The 15,662-nt window shown below is 55.6% G+C and carries 12 protein-coding genes and 1 pseudogene; 6 read left to right on the forward strand and 7 right to left on the reverse strand.

From position 1 onward, the window contains the following. The first annotated feature begins 87 nt into the window (after positions 1-87). The 5 genes from AC1MGT_RS18915 to AC1MGT_RS18935 all read left to right on the forward strand — a co-directional run bounded on the left by AC1MGT_RS18915 (position 88) and on the right by AC1MGT_RS18935 (position 5,313). Entirely contained in the window at positions 88-528 is a 441-nt protein-coding gene (locus AC1MGT_RS18915; protein WP_499501567.1) for a hypothetical protein, read from the forward strand. Between the two features lie 511 nt (positions 529-1,039). Continuing rightward, positions 1,040-1,543, forward strand: coding sequence for a hypothetical protein (locus AC1MGT_RS18920; RefSeq protein WP_499501568.1), 504 nt, complete (start codon positions 1,040-1,042; stop codon positions 1,541-1,543). Between the two features lie 35 nt (positions 1,544-1,578). Beyond that, positions 1,579-3,134 (forward strand): IS3 family transposase gene (locus tag AC1MGT_RS18925; protein ID WP_499501569.1). Its coding sequence is split into 2 segments (ribosomal slippage): positions 1,579-2,041 and positions 2,041-3,134, totalling 1,557 coding nucleotides; the frame shifts between segments, so codons are not numbered across the junction. A 252-nt stretch (positions 3,135-3,386) separates the two neighbouring features. Next, positions 3,387-4,250: an ImmA/IrrE family metallo-endopeptidase gene (locus tag AC1MGT_RS18930; RefSeq protein ID WP_499501570.1), complete on the forward strand. Its 864-nt coding sequence runs from the start codon at positions 3,387-3,389 to the stop codon at positions 4,248-4,250. Then, entirely contained in the window at positions 4,243-5,313 is a 1,071-nt protein-coding gene (locus AC1MGT_RS18935) for a beta family protein (protein ID WP_499504323.1), read from the forward strand. Before AC1MGT_RS18930 ends, AC1MGT_RS18935 begins: the two co-directional genes overlap by 8 nt. On the opposite strand, the gene AC1MGT_RS18940 is transcribed toward AC1MGT_RS18935, so the two are convergent. Together AC1MGT_RS18940 and AC1MGT_RS18945 are read right to left on the reverse strand one after the other, a co-directional pair. Beyond that, the gene (locus tag AC1MGT_RS18940; RefSeq protein ID WP_499501571.1) at positions 5,303-5,875 is read right to left on the reverse strand and encodes a sce7726 family protein; all 573 of its coding nucleotides are present in this window, start codon (positions 5,873-5,875) and stop codon (positions 5,303-5,305) included. The genes AC1MGT_RS18935 and AC1MGT_RS18940 overlap by 11 nt on opposite strands. Before the next feature lie 590 nt (positions 5,876-6,465). Beyond that, positions 6,466-7,644 (reverse strand): lipase family protein, encoded by a 1,179-nt coding sequence (locus AC1MGT_RS18945; RefSeq protein WP_499501572.1) that lies wholly within the window; start codon positions 7,642-7,644, stop codon positions 6,466-6,468. A 400-nt stretch (positions 7,645-8,044) separates the two neighbouring features. Here AC1MGT_RS18945 and AC1MGT_RS18950 point away from each other — a divergent pair. Then, positions 8,045-8,338, forward strand: a pseudogene (locus AC1MGT_RS18950) (IS1595 family transposase); the annotation flags it as partial. A gap of 113 nt (positions 8,339-8,451) precedes the next feature. Here the strand turns inward: AC1MGT_RS18950 and AC1MGT_RS18955 are convergent. From AC1MGT_RS18955 to AC1MGT_RS18975, 5 genes are all read right to left on the reverse strand, one after another. Next, positions 8,452-9,492: a porin gene (locus tag AC1MGT_RS18955; RefSeq protein ID WP_499501573.1), complete on the reverse strand. Its 1,041-nt coding sequence runs from the start codon at positions 9,490-9,492 to the stop codon at positions 8,452-8,454. 151 nt (positions 9,493-9,643) lie between these two features. Beyond that, positions 9,644-10,750: a sensor histidine kinase gene (locus tag AC1MGT_RS18960; RefSeq protein WP_499501574.1), complete on the reverse strand. Its 1,107-nt coding sequence runs from the start codon at positions 10,748-10,750 to the stop codon at positions 9,644-9,646. A gap of 117 nt (positions 10,751-10,867) precedes the next feature. Beyond that, positions 10,868-11,629 (reverse strand): LytR/AlgR family response regulator transcription factor, encoded by a 762-nt coding sequence (locus AC1MGT_RS18965; protein WP_332533559.1) that lies wholly within the window; start codon positions 11,627-11,629, stop codon positions 10,868-10,870. Positions 11,630-11,733: 104 nt separating this feature from the next. Continuing rightward, complete coding sequence (locus AC1MGT_RS18970; RefSeq protein WP_499504324.1) at positions 11,734-13,017, reverse strand: sensor histidine kinase; 1,284 nt, start codon at positions 13,015-13,017, stop codon at positions 11,734-11,736. 267 nt (positions 13,018-13,284) lie between these two features. After that, a complete protein-coding gene (locus AC1MGT_RS18975; protein WP_499501575.1) occupies positions 13,285-15,648 on the reverse strand; it encodes a sensor domain-containing protein in 2,364 nt (787 codons plus the stop codon). Positions 15,649-15,662: the final 14 nt, after the last annotated feature.

Genomic DNA, 15,662 nt, shown 5'->3' on the forward strand with positions numbered 1-15,662 from the left:
GACTCATATCGGAGCATCTGGGGTATCAATCAAGGCCAGCTTTTTGGAGTAGCTAAGTGTCTCACCATTTGGGATGAATTTCGGCGCATGTCAAAGGCTCCAGATAATCTTATTTTAAGATCGCTTTGGGCGAAAGCACGTGGCGGTTATGAAGAAGGGCGTATAAACAAAGGTTTGGGGCGGCGCGGTGATGCTTTAGGTTTTTTAAAAGCTTTAGGCGGGCTTGACGCTGCGCGCAATGGCAAAGCCAAGAAAAAGAAGCTAATCGTAACTCGAGTGGTTGAAGAGTCTAAAAACCGTTTTGGGGATAGAATAAAAAAGACTGTGGGGATCTCCCTTATAAAAAAAGAATGGAAACGTAATCATAAAGATAAAGATGGTAAAAAACATTCAAAATCTGTATGGAAAACCAGCATCGAAGTTCTTGCCAGCATACGAACAAAGTTCAAGGTATGGAGATTTCAGAAAATTAAATCACAAGCTGCTGCATTTGATCGTATTAATAGTATAAATTCAATTTGGCCCTAGTTAATTCTAGCGATATCCAATTAATTTATTATGTAATACGTCGCCGGCATAGCCGGCTATAAGCGCTCTATTTTCATGATCTAAATTCCATCATAAATTATCTATCCTGCACTAAGAGAATTCTGATGAAATAATTAGCATTAATATTAGAGGAGTTTGATAAAATAAGCTGATTTCTGTTGACAATCAATAAGGTAATTAGCAATAAAGATGGATTTATGTATTTGTGCTAGCGTTTACTAAAAACCACTATGACAGATGCTTCGGAAAACTTTTTCTAGTTATCCAAGGTAGGTAATTAGCAGCGGCAGAAGATCGAACCACATAGTTTCCATAGAGAAATATATGTGTAGTGAATAAAGTGTCTAGACTTGGCGAAGACTATCCACATTTTGTTGTTGTTGGGTACCAAAAAATACATAAATGTCCACGAATGTTGTATATTGATCACTTGCTTGTTCTAGCGTCCCTTCGTAGAGCCATATGTGTCCCATGACTGTTTAGTACCCGAATGACAACCATCAATCAAATCAAAAAAATGTTGGAATCGGGGCAGATTACTCCGAGCGACGACGATATTGTCAGACAGGGTGTGCTGACGTCGTCGAGCGGGGCTTCGGTTCCGTATACACTTCATCACGGCTGGGACATCGCGAAATGTTACAGTTGCGACGAACACTGGGGCAAGTTTAACCTCGATCTTTTCGGATTTATTGACGAGCAGAACTATACTCCTGCTGATTTGGACAAGGTTTTGGCTCAGATTCAAATTGATGATCGTCATTGGAAGTGGTTTAAGAAGGCTTGCGCGCTCAAAGACGAGTCGTACGAATGGTTCTTCATCATGGCAGAAGGTAAGCCCCAGGGCGCTTGTCTGATTTACCACCCGAAGAAGAGCGTCATTAATGCTGATGACATCTTCTACATTGAGTTCCTTGCAGTGGCACCTTGGAACCGCACCAATCCCGTAGCGTCGCCCCCCGGTGTCAGAATAGTTGTCGCGTCACCTGATTAAGTGAAGTCATACCGGGGACGGGCAAGAGAGAATGTGTGAAGCAGTATCCAGCAGAACGAAAAGAGGCGATGTTGCGGCAGATGATGCCGCCCCAGAACCGGTTGGTGTCGGAATTGGCGCGGGAGAGCGGGATCACCGAGCAGACGCTTTATACTTGGCGCCGTCAACTTCGTGATCAAGGAACACCGGTGCCAGGTAGTGGGAAAAATGCTGAGGAATGGACCTCGGAGGACAAGTTCGCGGTGGTGCTGGAAACGGCAGCGTTAAACGAGAGCGAACTGTCGGAGTATTGTCGCCGGAAGGGACTATTTGCAGAGCAGATCGCCACGTGGCGAGCCGCATGCATGGCCGCCAACGTGAGCATGGTGCAGCAGACGCGGGCGCAACAGGTCCAGTCGAAGGAAGACAAGAAGCGGATTCGGCAGTTGGAGAAAGACTTGCAGCGCAAGGAGAAGGCGCTGGCTGAAGCCGCAGCGTTGCTGATCCTGCGAAAAAAAGCCCAGGCGATCTGGGGGGACAAAGAGGAAGACTGATCAGCGTCCCAGATCGCCTGTCATGTGTAGGGTTGATCCGTGAAGCCGAAGCTGCAGGCAGCCGGTTGTCACCGGCCTGCCGCGAGCTCGGCATCACCCTACGGACGTTTCAACGCTGGGTGCGGGCTGGGGATGATGCTGTAGCCGTCGACAGCCGCCCGACCTGCATCAGGCCTGAGCCGGCCAACAAGCTCACTGACAACGAGCGTACCGAGATTCTGGCTGTCGCCAACAGCGAGGAATTCGCCAGTCTGCCACCGAGTCAGATCGTGCCGACGCTGGCTGATCGAGGCATCTATGTAGCCTCGGAATCGAGCTTCTACCGCGTCTTGAAGTCGGCCTCGCAACAGCACCATCGCGGCAAGGCAAAGAAGCCGAGTGAACGCGTCGTCACGAGCCATTGCGCCATGGCGCCGAACCAGGTTTGGAGTTGGGACATTACGTGGCTGCCGGCCGCGATCAAGGGCAAGTACCACTACTGGTACATGGTGCTCGACATCTACAGCCGCAAGATCATCGGTCACGAAGTTCATGAGGCCGAGTCGGCGGAATCGGCGTCACGGCTGATGCGGCGGGCCAGTCTGGCCGAGGGATTGGCAGGCAGGCCGCTCGTACTGCACTCGGATAACGGCAGTGCAATGAAAGGCTCGACCATGCTGGCCACATTGGAGCAACTCGGCGTTGCCCCGTCGTTCAGCAGGCCGCGTGTGAGCAACGACAATGCCTACGCTGAGTCCTTGTTCAGGACCTGCAAATATCGGCCGGATTACCCAAGTAAGCCGTTCGCGACGCTCGAACAAGCGCGGGCATGGACGCAGAAATTTGTGCGCTGGTACAACCAGGATCACAAACACAGCGGCCTGAAATTCGTGACGCCGGCACAGCGCCATGGCGGCCAGGCTGAAGCGATTCTCGAGCATCGCGAACAGGTATATCGAGAAGCGAAAAGCCGCAATCCTCGGCGCTGGTCGCGCAATGTCAGGAACTGGACTTTGGATGGTCAAGTCTGGTTGAATCCGGAACGGATTCGACCAGAGAAACTACAGCAGGTCGTGTGAGGTGACGCGACAACTACGTTGACAAACACCGTCGCGTCGGTTCAATGGTGTGGGAACGCTTCTGGTCAAGAGCGCGATCACCTACGTAAAAGATTCCCTGGCTTACCGTTTCGGATTCTCTCTTCATGCACTGCCTCGTGCCAGCGGGTACTACAGGAAGATTGGAATGCAGCGCTTTGCTGCAGAAGATAAGGACACGTTGGAATATTTCGAGATGCCTGAGAGCGCCGCAGCGGACTATCTGGAGGCACCATGACTGATAATTTCGAACTTGATCAAGATGATTTCTATCATCTGCCTTCTGACGCGCGCTCGGCAAAGGAGCAATTCGCTCTTTATTTGAAATCCAAAGAAATATTTGATGCTATACCAAAGTCTGTAAGAACGGGTGATCCGAGTGCAGATCTTCATACGCTATTTAAGGAAGTGTCGCTGGCGGAGACATATAACTCGGCTCTATATCGTAGAAAATTGGACGCGAGCGAATCGCTCTCGTCCTTCTGGCTTTCCAAAGTTCGGAATTTTGCGACAGTATTTAGTGTGGCAAGAAGGGTTCCAAAATTTGCTGGTTTAGAGGAAAGTGAACTTAGCTCCATAGCAAAGTGGAGTAAAGATGTCGATCATTTGCCAGCGGTAAGTGGCGCTCTGCTTCAGCGCGGGATAATCTTGGTATATGAGCGAGCGATCCCAGGTATGAAGTTGGATGGCGCAGCGTTCCTCCTTGACTCAGGTAATCCTGTGATTGGTATGACACTCCGTTATCCGAGAGTTGACAACTACTGGTTCACCCTTATGCATGAGCTTGCTCACGTGGCTAAGCACTATAATCTGTTGCAGAGCCCAATTCTGGATGATTTGGAAGAAACGCCGCTAGATAAGGTTGAAAAAGAAGCTGATCGGTTAGCCGGAACTTCTTTAATCAGCCGCAGTGACTGGCGAAGCTGTCCTGCGAAGTATGATTTAAGTGAAAAGAACGTTTTAATTTTTGCGGCGCAAATAGGCGTTCATCCGTCTATTGTTGCAGGTAGGCTGCGACGAGAGTTGGGCCGCTACGATATATTTTCAGATATTGTAAATAAAACCAATACTAGGGGAATACTTCTTGGCGATGAATAACTACGTTCCGTTTTTGAAGCTTAAGGTTAACGAAATAGGTGCTCTCAAGGGGCTTGATGCCGAAATCAAAAGTCACATAGTTCCGTTCTTCGACTTCCCGCAAAAGGTTGATGTTGCTGAAGATCAGTTCGTAGACTTGGTTGAAAAATCAGCGCGTAAGATCAAGAAGAATCTTGCTGGTTACAAAGCATTTTACCTCGACAATTTTGATATCAGTGACCAACTGAAGATTGCAGGTAAGGATAATTATGAGTTCATAATCGATAGCTTTTCAGATCAGAACTTCATACCTGTGCTCGGCCTTGATCGTGCACCTGGACGAAACCAGATCGTATTTGCGGCGAAACAAGACGGTCGAATTATGTCCGATTCCGTCGCACTACGGCTTTTAGTCGAAGATTTCGAAGATTTCGATGCTGTAGTCGATGAGATATCGGACTTGGCCGATGAGGCTGGCGATCTCTTTGACAACTGGGTCCTGATATTCGACAACAGGCTGTGTCTCAATGTTGACGCCGAAGACCGGGGCTCATTAATAGCAGAGTTTATTCAGGAATCCGAGAAGGTTTTCAATTTTGATGAAATTGTAGTTACAGGGTCATCTATCCCAGCTTCGATTAAAGATATTGTTTCATCGGTAAGCGATATTACTCATAATCGTGCAGAACTTGCGATTTATCGGGGTGTGATCGACAAGTTGGAAGACGTCTCGATCACGCTAGGCGACTATACTATCGTAAGTCCATTGTATTCCGACCTGAACGTTCCGCCGGAAGCTCTTCGTAACGTAACTGCGCCAAAAATTGTTTACTCTTATGAAGATGTGCACTACATCGAGCGTGGCGGCTCTCTTAAGTCTCATGCTCGCGGCTCGCTTCAATACAACGATATTGCGCTCAACCTAATTGGAATGCATTTCTATCGTGGAGCGCCATACTCATACGGCGACAACTACATTCACCAAAAGGCGAATTTCATCGGCACATCGATAACACCGAGTAGTATCTTGAATCCCACTATCAATGCACATATAACGTATATGTGTAAAGGGTTTACTGTGTAGCTTTTCTTGCGATTATTTGAGCACTTATGTGGCGGCTCACATCATCCTTGCCGAGGGTATCCCCAATGAGATTCGACAAACTTGCCCTAGATAGGTTTTTGACTTTTTCGTTTGTGATCGGGGAGGCTACTTCTGCTAGTTCGGATCGCCAAAGGGTGAGCAGAGCCAGTTTCTTGTCGTAATAGGGGTTTGTACTAGTAGGTCTTATATATTTCAACGTGATTCTTTCGTTTTTGAAATATGCAAGCATAATGCCCCAATGAGACGGTGCTAATCGTTCTGCACTTGAATGATGTCTTGCTGTGGTTACTAGGGTAATTTTCCGAAAAGCTACGTTGTAGAATTTGGCTTGTTGTAATATCCGACTGATGCTATCGTTTTCGCCTTTTATTTCATAACAATGCATATCGCTATGTAGAGTTACCACATCGGCGATTGCATTGCCATTGTGAACTCGTAATTCTTCGATAATTTTCTTTGGCAACGTTGACGTCCATAGACGTTCGATCAATGCTGCTCTTATCGCTCCATCACCCAGTGTTGGGCTCGTCTGAATTTCCATCTTAATGGCAATTTTATCGCTAGTGTCGGTGCTTCGTTATATAAGTCTCAATCACATACCTACCTGCCGAGGCTAGGGGTATCTGCGCTGCTCGAGGTCTGCAAGAGTTGAAGAGAGTAACTAATCGGTGATATTCGACCCAGATTGGTCCCACTAGGCATCATGCGCCTACGTCACCGTTAGTTGCAATCGTATCAACTCAACTTGATGTGTCCACCCTCTAGTATAGCAAGATAGGTCTCTAAATGTATCAGGCGTATTGTTGCCAACAATGGTGGCACTTGGCATGCTAGTGTCCGCTTGTAGTTCGACATTGACCCTAGGCGCTCCCATCCGGACCGTGTCAGCTACGCAAGACGGCGATACTCATGGATGCCTTTCGTATGAGAGACGTGTTTGCTGGGGTGACGTATGTCCCTGCGATTGAGGATAGCCAGACGTGCGTGAAGGGTTAGCATCCACCATAGAGAAAGCAGCGATATGTCCGAGTCTACCCCGTGTCTTGGAGTTCATTTCGTCGCTTAAGCTAAGTAGGCCTTCTATCAGGTCAGTTGTATAACTGGCTGTCCCTGACATGACCGTTCGGGGAGTTAGATGGACGTCTGTGCAGGGCAAAGCGTGTTTTTTAGAGCTAAGGTATAAGTGACTGGTTGTAGGTCTGGTACGCCAATATATGTGTTTCCGTCAGGCGCCTTTTTCGCCTTTCTCATCAAGTTGCGCGAGTAGAAATGCGATAGTTGTTCAGCGTAGTGATCCATCCGGTGGCCATATGCAAGTATCTTAGTTGCACCTTTGTTTTCGAACTCAATCCGCAATTGATAGGCGAAATCTCGTTCGATATCGATCCCTACTGAATAATCAAAATACGGCGGGTTAAGCAAAAGAAAAATATTCCCGTTAGCTTGGTAGCTCTCGTTTGACCAACCGAAGAAATTTGGTGGTGGCATGAAAGGTACAACGTCGTCACACCGCACAATTCGATGAGTAACCTGGTTTAAGACTTGATACTTCCTAGCGCCTTCATTGGTAGTAAAGCGGGGAGCCCCAAACGTGACAACAGATGCAACCTGTGATCCCCCTTGATGCAGATACATGGATATGATTGATGCAATTGATCCACCTAATGAATGCCCTGACAGATAAAATTTATAAGTCGTCAGCACTTCGTCGCTTAAATTGTGCTTCTTTAGGTGCGCCAAGATCTCTCGGGCAAGAGTACGAAAGCCTGAATGAACTCGAAAACCCAGCTCTTCATCGAATGCTGATGCCGCCTTTAAATCGTAGAGCACATCGTCAAGATTTGCAGTGCCACGCACCGCTATTTCTATCGTCTTGCCGTGATGGTTGACGTTAAGTAAAACGATAGAAACTGCATCCTTAAATAGAGGTTTTTGCCGAGGCACCGTAATCCGTTGCCAATTAGTCCCCGCGAAATTGTCATTGGAGTAGGTCAATTCTGCCGATCTTGCAGCGTTTTCAATATCCTGACTTACAGCTTTTAACGCGCCGATTCGGAAGATTCTTTGTGTGATAGGCAAGTTCTGGATTTTCACTGCAGGCACTTCAGTGTTCTTTTCGAATTTTGGAATCCTCTCAGTTACCGGGCGCCGGCTTGGCTTTAATAGACGTGCTACCTCTTCATCCGACGGCATTGCCGCAGATCCGGTCGGGTTTTGGGCAAGACTATCCGCGACCGTAAAGATCGTCGTAAGAAGTAAAAGGCAAAGCACTTTCATTTTCAGCCCCCTTATCATCAGTGCAAATAACATGCCTAAATTGCATGTTATGTTACGTCATATCGCGCAGTCTCAAGCCAAGCCTGAGAAAAATTTCAAAAATTTGTCATGGGTTCCTCTCCCGTTCGGCGCTCAATTGACTGAAAAAAAATCGAACAAACAGCGAAGCGTCAAATTTTGGAAACGTAGTTCCGTAGCTCTTAGTTGCAAGCGCCTAGATTTAGCGGTGCTGATAGTTACAGCGATGCTGTCACAGCAGTAATTATGTTTACAGCGAAGTGCGCGGTCCAATGCTCGAACGTCCGCACCTCTGCTTCGATCAGAGAGGTATGTTTAGCATATATTGCATCTAATTTTGCGTGTGGAAAAACTGCGACTGTGTTTTTTGATCAACATGCGCACTTGCGGAATTTCTGGCTTATTGTTGCCTACGATGGTCAGTGACAGCCACCCCGCTTACCGCGCCTTTGCACGCAAGCACAGGATCGCGCACGAGGCGGTCAATGTGCGCGCCGGTATGCGTGCAAGGCGTCTGGGCAGCCTTGCCATCCACGTGCAGAACGTGAACGCCTACCACCAGCGCTTCAAGGCCTGGCTACAGGGCTTTCGTGGTGTGGCGTCGCGCTACCTGCCCAATTACCTGGGCTGGCGCTGGGCGCTGAATGGAGAGCGGATCATTTTGCCAGAACAATTGCTTTGCATTGCTATCAGTGTCATCAACAGATAACGCTGACTGCGCCATGAAAAATGCCGGCAGCGCCGGCATCAAATGTCCCCACGAACGCAGGAACGGTGGGCTAACGTCACACGCCGCCGTTGGCGGCGTGTGCGGCGCCATGGTTAGAACGCGTGACGGATACCAACGGTCAGCACCGATGGATCGGCGCTCAGGGCACTGATGGCCGGCACGCTCGAGACCGGGGTCACGTTGTTCGACGACGCATTGATGCCGAAGGCAGCGCGGTTGTTGTTGCTCAGCTGGGCGTAGGTACCGTAGAAGTTGGTGCGCTTCGACAGCGTATAGGTGTACGACACGGCCACGGTGTTGCCCTTGGCGCCGTTGTTCAGCTTTTGCTGCTGGAAGTTCAGGAAGAACTTGTTCGCGCCCATTGCGTACGATGCGCCGATGTTGGCGTTCTTGTACTCGACGCCGTTAGTGGCGGTGGTGCCTTCCAGTTCGGCTTCCAGGTAGTTACCCTTGATTTCGAAGTCGCCGAACTTGTAGCCGGCACCGAATGCCATTTCCTTGTCGTCACCCTTCGCCAGGCGCTCGATGGTGTGGTAACCGGCGCCCAGGTACAGGCCGCCAATCTTGTATTCCAGCGCGATGCCCAGCAGGTCACCCGACGGGTCCACGGTTTTTTCACCGGTCGAGTAGGCGGCGTTGACGATGAAGCCCGACAGGTCGTTCGATTTGTAGTTGATCGAGTTCGACAGGCGACGGGTCAGACGGTTGGTGCCGAAGGCCGACAGGTTGCTGCCGTACATGCCCTGGCCGTTGATGTCCGATGCGGCGGCGACAGCAGCGATTGGCGAGTACTCGCGGCCCAGGGTCACGGTACCGAAGTTGCCTTGCAGGCCGACCACGGCGCGGCGGCCGAAGGTTTGCGTATCGGTGGCACCGGTATCCAGCGCGACGCCGGCTTCGATGTTGAACAGGGCTTTCAGGCCATTGCCGAGATCTTCGGTACCGCGGAAGCCCAGACGGCTACTCGACTGGTTGCCCGAGCTGATGGTGGTACGACGGTCTTCACCCGGCACGTCGGTGTCTTCGAGAGCGACGGCCGCGTCCATCACGCCATAGATCTGGACGTTGGTTTGGGCGGATGCGAACAGTGGCAGGGATGACAGCACGGCGGCGGCCAGGAACTTATACTTCATGAAGATCTCCAGTGTGGTTTCGACAAGATGTAGAGTTTGTAATCAACTCAGATCGACAGCGATCTTATCGAGACTATGTGTCGAGTTCATGACAGCTTGGCACTGTTGTTTTTATGCAATAGGACGTTTGGCACGCCCGATTCTTCGGGCATCAGACGACATGGCCCGCAATGGGCAGCACGATGTCGATGCGCGTCCCCGGCGGCTCATCGGCGCCGATCGTGATATCGCCCTGCATGGCCCAGACCCGCTCGCGCATCCCGATCAGGCCCAGCGATTCGGCCTTGCCCATGTCCTGCGCGCGGATGCCCCGGCCATCGTCCTGGACCGTCAGCAGCAGGTCGCCATTGGTGCGATACAGATTCACGCACACGTGCTGCGCACCAGCATGGCGCGCGATATTGGTCAGTGCCTCTTGCACGATGCGAAAGATGGCGGTGCTGGCCGCATCGTCCAGCCGCAATTCGGCTTCATCCGCGAGGACGGTGCAGGCAATGCCGTGGCGTTCGGTGAATTCGTCGCGCAAGCCCTGCAGTGCAAAATACAGGCCGCCTTCGTCGAGGGCGCGCGGGCGCAGATTGGTGGCGATCCGCCTCAGCGACGCAATGGCCGTGAGCAGATTGCTTTCCATGCCGGCGATCAGCGGTGTGCTGGCCTCGGGCAAGTGCTTGACACGCGCCAGTAGCGTCAGGTCCATGCGCAGCGACGCAAGCAGTTGCCCGAGGTCGTCGTGCAGCTCGCGCGCGATATGCGTGCGCTCTTCTTCGCGAATGCTTTGCAGTGCCGACGACAGTTGGCGCAACTGGTCATGCGAGCGCGCTAGCGTTTGCTGGACCAGGTGCCGCTCGGACACATCGCGCAGGATCACCGTGTAGATCGGCCGGCCTTCGTGCTCCACGTTCGAGATCGACCCTTCGATGGGAAAGCGTTCGCCATCGCTGCGGATGCCGGTGACGGCGTAGTCGGTGGCACGCCGGCCGGCGCGTCCGAGGCCGGCGGGAAAATAGTCGGGCGGGGTGCGCGCATCGGCGCCGGGTGCGAGGATGAAGCGCGCCAGCGGACTGCCCTGCAGGCTGGCCACGCCCGTATCGAACATGCGCGCCGCCGCCGGGTTGGCCAGCAGGATCGTGGTGTCGTGGCCGACCGACAGGATGGCGTCGCTGGCGCTGTGCAGGATGCGCCGGCTGTCGCAGGCGCGCGCGGCGCGCTGGTCGAGGCTGCGGTTTCGCCGCAGGTGCATCGTGCGCTGAAGTTTCATGCGGGCAGGGACGAGAAGGCCACGGGCGAGGGCCGGACCTTCTACACTACGCGCCCGCTCCGGCGGGGCCTTGAGAGGTCACAAGGCGCGCAATAGCACGCGCGCCCCGCAACGCTGTCACATCTGCTTGAACAGGTGCAAGAAACTGCGGCTGACTTCGAGCTTTTCGGGCCGGCCCTTGACCATCACCAGATGACGGCCACGGATATCGCGCGTCACGCCTTCGATGGCATTGACGTTGACCAGCGTCGCGCGGTGGATTTGCCAGAACAGCGAAGGATCGAGCTCATCAGCCAGGTCACGCACCGGCTTGCGGATCAGCGCCTCGAAGCCGCTCGTCTGCACGCTGGTGTATTTTTCGTCCGAACGGAAGAACAGGATGTCTTCGACGGGAATCATGCGCAGGTCCTGGCCGATGCTGGCCTGGATCCATTGCAGGTGCTTCGGCTTGGGCGAGGCGATCTTTTCGGCCAGCTGGCTCAGCATGGCGCTGACGCTGTCGTTCACATTGGCCGGCGGCCGCTCGAGGCGCTCCTTCAGGCGGTCGACCGTCACCCGCAAGCGATCCGGCTCGGTCGGCTTGAGCACGTAGTCGATGGCGCCGCGTTCGAACGCCTCCACCGCGTACTGGTCGTAGGCCGTGACGAACACGACCAGGCTCTTGTCGCCGATGTCGCGCGCCGCTTCCATGCCGGTCTTGCCCGGCATGCGGATGTCCAGAAACGTCAGGTCGGGCTTGAGTTCGCCCACCAGCTGGACTGCCTCGTCACCATTCTTCGCTTCGCCGACGATCTGCAGTTCGGGCCAAGCATCCTGCAGGCGCATGCGCAGTTGGTCGCGCATCAGTCTTTCGTCATCGGCAATGATTGCGGTGGGCATGGTGGTCTCTTGAGCGTGTTGTTATGAAAATATGATTGAATGATTATTCAATGAAACTGATTTACAGGCAAGCGATCGATCGCCGCTGCCCGCCCGCCAGCTGATTACTTGGACAACTGGTACGGCACTTCGATCGTCGCGATCACGCCGGTCGGGCTGTTGGCGCCGATGTGCAGCCAGCCGGCCTCGCCATGCAGCAGCTTCAGGCGTTCGCGGATCGTCTGCAGGCCCAGGCCGGTGCCGTCGCTGGGCATCACGCCAAAGCCCACGCCGTCGTCGGCCACGGTCACGCGCAGGCGGCTGTCGACGACCTCGGCGACGATGTTCAGCGTGCCGCCTTCGGGCTTGCACTCCAGCCCGTGCTTGATGGCGTTCTCGACCATCGATTGCAGCATCATCGGCGGAAAGGCCGCGCTGCGCAGGCCGTCGGGCACGCGCAGGTTGACCGTCAGGCGTTCTTCCATCCGCATTTTGAGCAAGTCCAGGTAGGCATTGACCATGTCGACCTCGCGCCCCAGGCCCGTCACGACGGCGTTGTCGCGCATTTGCGGCAGCACCGCGCGCAGGTACTGGATCAGGCTGCGCTGCATGGCCGACGCGCGTGGCGGGTCGACGCGGATCAGGTGCTCGACGGATGCCAGCGTGTTGAATAAAAAGTGGGGCTCGACCTGGGCCTGCATCATCTGCATTTTCGTTTCCATCAGCTGGCGCTGCATCGCTTCGCGCTCGGCGGCCGCGTTGGCCACCTGGGCTTCGGCATCGGCGCGCTTCTTGCCACCGACGAGCGCTTTTGTGCCGAACAGCGCCAGCAGCAACAGCACGACGAAGTTCATGAACCAGGTGGACGCCTGCTTGTGATAGCGCGACACCTTCTGTTCGGCCGCGTCTTCGACGGCGGCCTCGATGGCGTTCGACAGTTCTTCACCGATTTGCGGTGGCAATTCGATGTGGACCGAGTCGCTGCCTGGCGAGATATTCACGGCGCCGGTGCTGGAGGAGGGCGCTGTCACTGTTACCGGCGGACCCGGTGGTGCGTCGGGCGTGTCCGGTACGGCAGGGACCTCGGGCGTTTCCGGTGTCGTCGCCGGTGCTGTTTCTGCCGTGCGGGTCCGGGTGCGGGGATTGAAGCGGATGCCGCTCTCGTCGATCAGGATGCTGGCGTCGCTGCGGCGGCCGGATTCGCGCTCGGCGCGGGCGATTTCTTCTTCGGCCGGGCCGTTGAACAGTTCTTCCTGCAGGATGCCGGCGGCGGTCAAGGTCAGGCCGGCAAAAAGAAGAAACTTCCACCATGACAGCTGGGTGACCCAGGTCGCCACGCCGTCGAAAGCGCGGTAGAGCCAGGACAGGGTGCCGGCCAGATGGTGCTGTGTCGTGCTGCGTGCTTGCATGGCGTCGTCGATCGTCGGAGGATGTTGCATCGGCCCAAAAGGGCGGCCGTTGGAATGATGCAACTTTAACGCGCCGGGCGCGTCAGGGCCAGTTTCCTGCGACAGTCTGCACAAATCGGGGAATGGACGGGGTGGGCGTCACGGTATGGTAAATCGGCCACATTGATTGCCGTAGGGTGGACGGCTCTGCCGTCCACGCGTTCGACGCAAGTTGGATGTGTGGCGCACCGACGTTCATTGAACGCGTGGACGGGGGACCCGTCCACCCTACAACGCATGTTGGCGATCCTTGAGGAAAGCGCGCGCGGCAGCGGCTGACAATGGCGCGCTGAACCATTGGCCCTGCATCTGGTCGCACCCGTGGCTGCGCAAAAAGTCGACCTGCGCCTCGGTTTCCACCGCTTCGCCCACCACGGTGATATCGAGATTGTGGCCGATATCGATCAGGGTCCGGGCGAGCGCGCCGTTGCGGCCGTGGTCGGCGATGTCATGCACGGCCTTGCGTGACAGTTTCACCTGGCGCACCGATAACTGCTGCAGGAACGCCAGATCGGACATACCTTGCCCGAACTGGTCGACTGACAGCATTGCGCCTGTCGCGCGCAATTGCACCGAGAGGTCGCGCCCCAGACCGGGGTTGCGGATCAGGTCAGCTTCGGGGATCTCGATCTCGAGGCTCCCGGGTGGTAACCCGGCCTCCTGCATGCGGCGGGCGATGCCGCCGATGAAATCGGGCCGGCTGTATTCGCGGTGCGTCACGTTCACCGCCACCGGCAGGCCCGTGTAACCGGCGCTGCGCAGATCGCGTGCGAAGGCGCAGGCCTGGTCCAGCACCCAGCCGCCGATCTCGACAATTTGTCCGCTTTCTTCGGCTTCGGCCAGAAAGGACGCCGGCAGCATCACGCCGTGCTCGGGATGGCGCCAGCGCAGCAGGGCCTCGAACCCCCGCACCTTGCCGCTGTGCGCTTCCATCCGGGGCTGGAACAACAGGAACAGCTGATCGTCCTCGAGTGCGCTGCGCATGCTGTCGGCCAGTGCGGTGCGCGCTGCGCTGACGTCGTGCATTTCGCGGGAATGAAAGTGCACGCCACCGCCATGGCGCTTGGCGCGGTGCATCGCCATGTCGGCGGCGCGGATCAGGTCAGCCGTCGTCGCGCCATCGTGCGGGTAGGCCGCCACGCCCAGGCTCGCGCCCACGGCGATGTCGTTGCCGCCAAACGAGACCGGCATGATCAATGCGCGGCGTAACCGTTCAACCATGCGCAGCGTGAAGCGCAGTGTCGGCTGGTCGACCAGCACCATCGCAAACTCATCGCCTGCCATGCGCGCCACCGTATCGCTGTCGCGCACGGCTGCCTGCAAGCGCCGTGCCACGACCTTGAGCACGGCGTCGCCGGCATCGTGGCCGAAGGTGTCGTTGATGGCCTTGAAACCGTCCAGGTCGATCAGCACGGTCGCCACCAGCGTCTGGTGGCGCTGGGCCAGGTGCAGGGCATGGTCGAGCCGGTCGCGCAACAGCGTGCGGCTGGCAAGCCCTGTCAGGCTGTCATGGTTGACGTCGTGCCCGAGATTGTCGGTGCGCTGCTTGCTGGCGGTGACGTCGTTGATGATGCCGATGAAGTGGGTGACCTTGCCATTGTCGTCGTGCACGGGCGTGATGTGCAGGTCATTCCAGAACAGTTCGCCATTCTTGCGCAGGTTACGCAGTACGACGTGCACCGAGCGGTGTTCGCGCAGCGCCCGGTGCATGCGGCTGCGCTCGTCGGCGTCCAGCCCGGGCGCCGCCATGAAGCGCGAATCGCGCCCGATGACTTCGTCGGCGCTGTAACCGGTGATGTGTTCAAAGGCGGGATTGACGTACTCGATCAGGTGGTCGGGCCCCCCATCGCGGGCGATGATCACGCCATTGCGGGCCGCATTGAGCGCGCGCCGGTACAGGGCCAGCTGGCGCTCGCGTGCGCGCTGGCGGGAAATGTCGATGCCCATGCCAAAGATGTACTGGCCCCCATTGCAATCGATGCGCGCGCCACGCAGCAGCATCGGTGTTTCGCGGCCACTGCGCGAAACATAGTCGGTCTCCAGGGCGATCTCGGTATTGTTGTCGAACATGGCCTCGACCTGCCTGAGTGCGCCGGGGCGGTCGCGCGGGTCGAGCATGGCGATGCCGTTGGCGGCGGCGATTTCGTCCGGCATCATCTCGCACAACCGTTCGAGATTATGGTTCCACAGCAGGACGCGGCCTTCGCGGTTCATGATGTAGAAGGTGCCCGGCAGCAGGTCGACGACGGCGGACAGTGGTGTCGCGCCGAGCCGCTCGCCTTCCGATACGCCGATCACGGTCGGGATGATAGTGATGCTATAGCCGAGCGGGGCGCCGTCGCGGCCCGTCTGCAACACGAGGTGGAGGTTGGCAGGGCGCGGGCCGGCGCTTGTCGCCAATGTGGTATGGCTCTGGGCGGCGCCTTGCAAGACTACCCAGCTGGCACCGTCGAGCAGGCTGGCGACCGGCTGGCCGATGATGTCGGCTGCAGCACGACCGAACAGCGCGGCGCACGCCGGGTTCCAACTGGTGATGGTGCCCGCTTGATCAGCCAGGAAGCTGACGTGCTCGGCAGGGGCAAACGTTGACATGTCGGGCCGCCTCT

It is taken from the genome of Telluria sp. BA11 (assembly GCF_056680305.1).

What these genes read in the sequence shown, in the direction of transcription:
- AC1MGT_RS18915 (WP_499501567.1), top strand. Translation starts at nt 88, where the DNA reads ATGTCAAAGGCTCCAGATAATCTTATTTTAAGATCGCTTTGGGCGAAA.
- AC1MGT_RS18920 (WP_499501568.1), top strand. Translation starts at nt 1,040, where the DNA reads ATGACAACCATCAATCAAATCAAAAAAATGTTGGAATCGGGGCAGATT.
- AC1MGT_RS18930 (WP_499501570.1), top strand. Translation starts at nt 3,387, where the DNA reads ATGACTGATAATTTCGAACTTGATCAAGATGATTTCTATCATCTGCCT.
- AC1MGT_RS18935 (WP_499504323.1), top strand. Translation starts at nt 4,243, where the DNA reads ATGAATAACTACGTTCCGTTTTTGAAGCTTAAGGTTAACGAAATAGGT.
- AC1MGT_RS18940 (WP_499501571.1), bottom strand. Translation starts at nt 5,875, where the DNA reads ATGGAAATTCAGACGAGCCCAACACTGGGTGATGGAGCGATAAGAGCA.
- AC1MGT_RS18945 (WP_499501572.1), bottom strand. Translation starts at nt 7,644, where the DNA reads ATGTTATTTGCACTGATGATAAGGGGGCTGAAAATGAAAGTGCTTTGC.
- AC1MGT_RS18955 (WP_499501573.1), bottom strand. Translation starts at nt 9,492, where the DNA reads ATGAAGTATAAGTTCCTGGCCGCCGCCGTGCTGTCATCCCTGCCACTG.
- AC1MGT_RS18960 (WP_499501574.1), bottom strand. Translation starts at nt 10,750, where the DNA reads ATGAAACTTCAGCGCACGATGCACCTGCGGCGAAACCGCAGCCTCGAC.
- AC1MGT_RS18965 (WP_332533559.1), bottom strand. Translation starts at nt 11,629, where the DNA reads ATGCCCACCGCAATCATTGCCGATGACGAAAGACTGATGCGCGACCAA.
- AC1MGT_RS18970 (WP_499504324.1), bottom strand. Translation starts at nt 13,017, where the DNA reads ATGCAAGCACGCAGCACGACACAGCACCATCTGGCCGGCACCCTGTCC.
- AC1MGT_RS18975 (WP_499501575.1), bottom strand. Translation starts at nt 15,648, where the DNA reads ATGTCAACGTTTGCCCCTGCCGAGCACGTCAGCTTCCTGGCTGATCAA.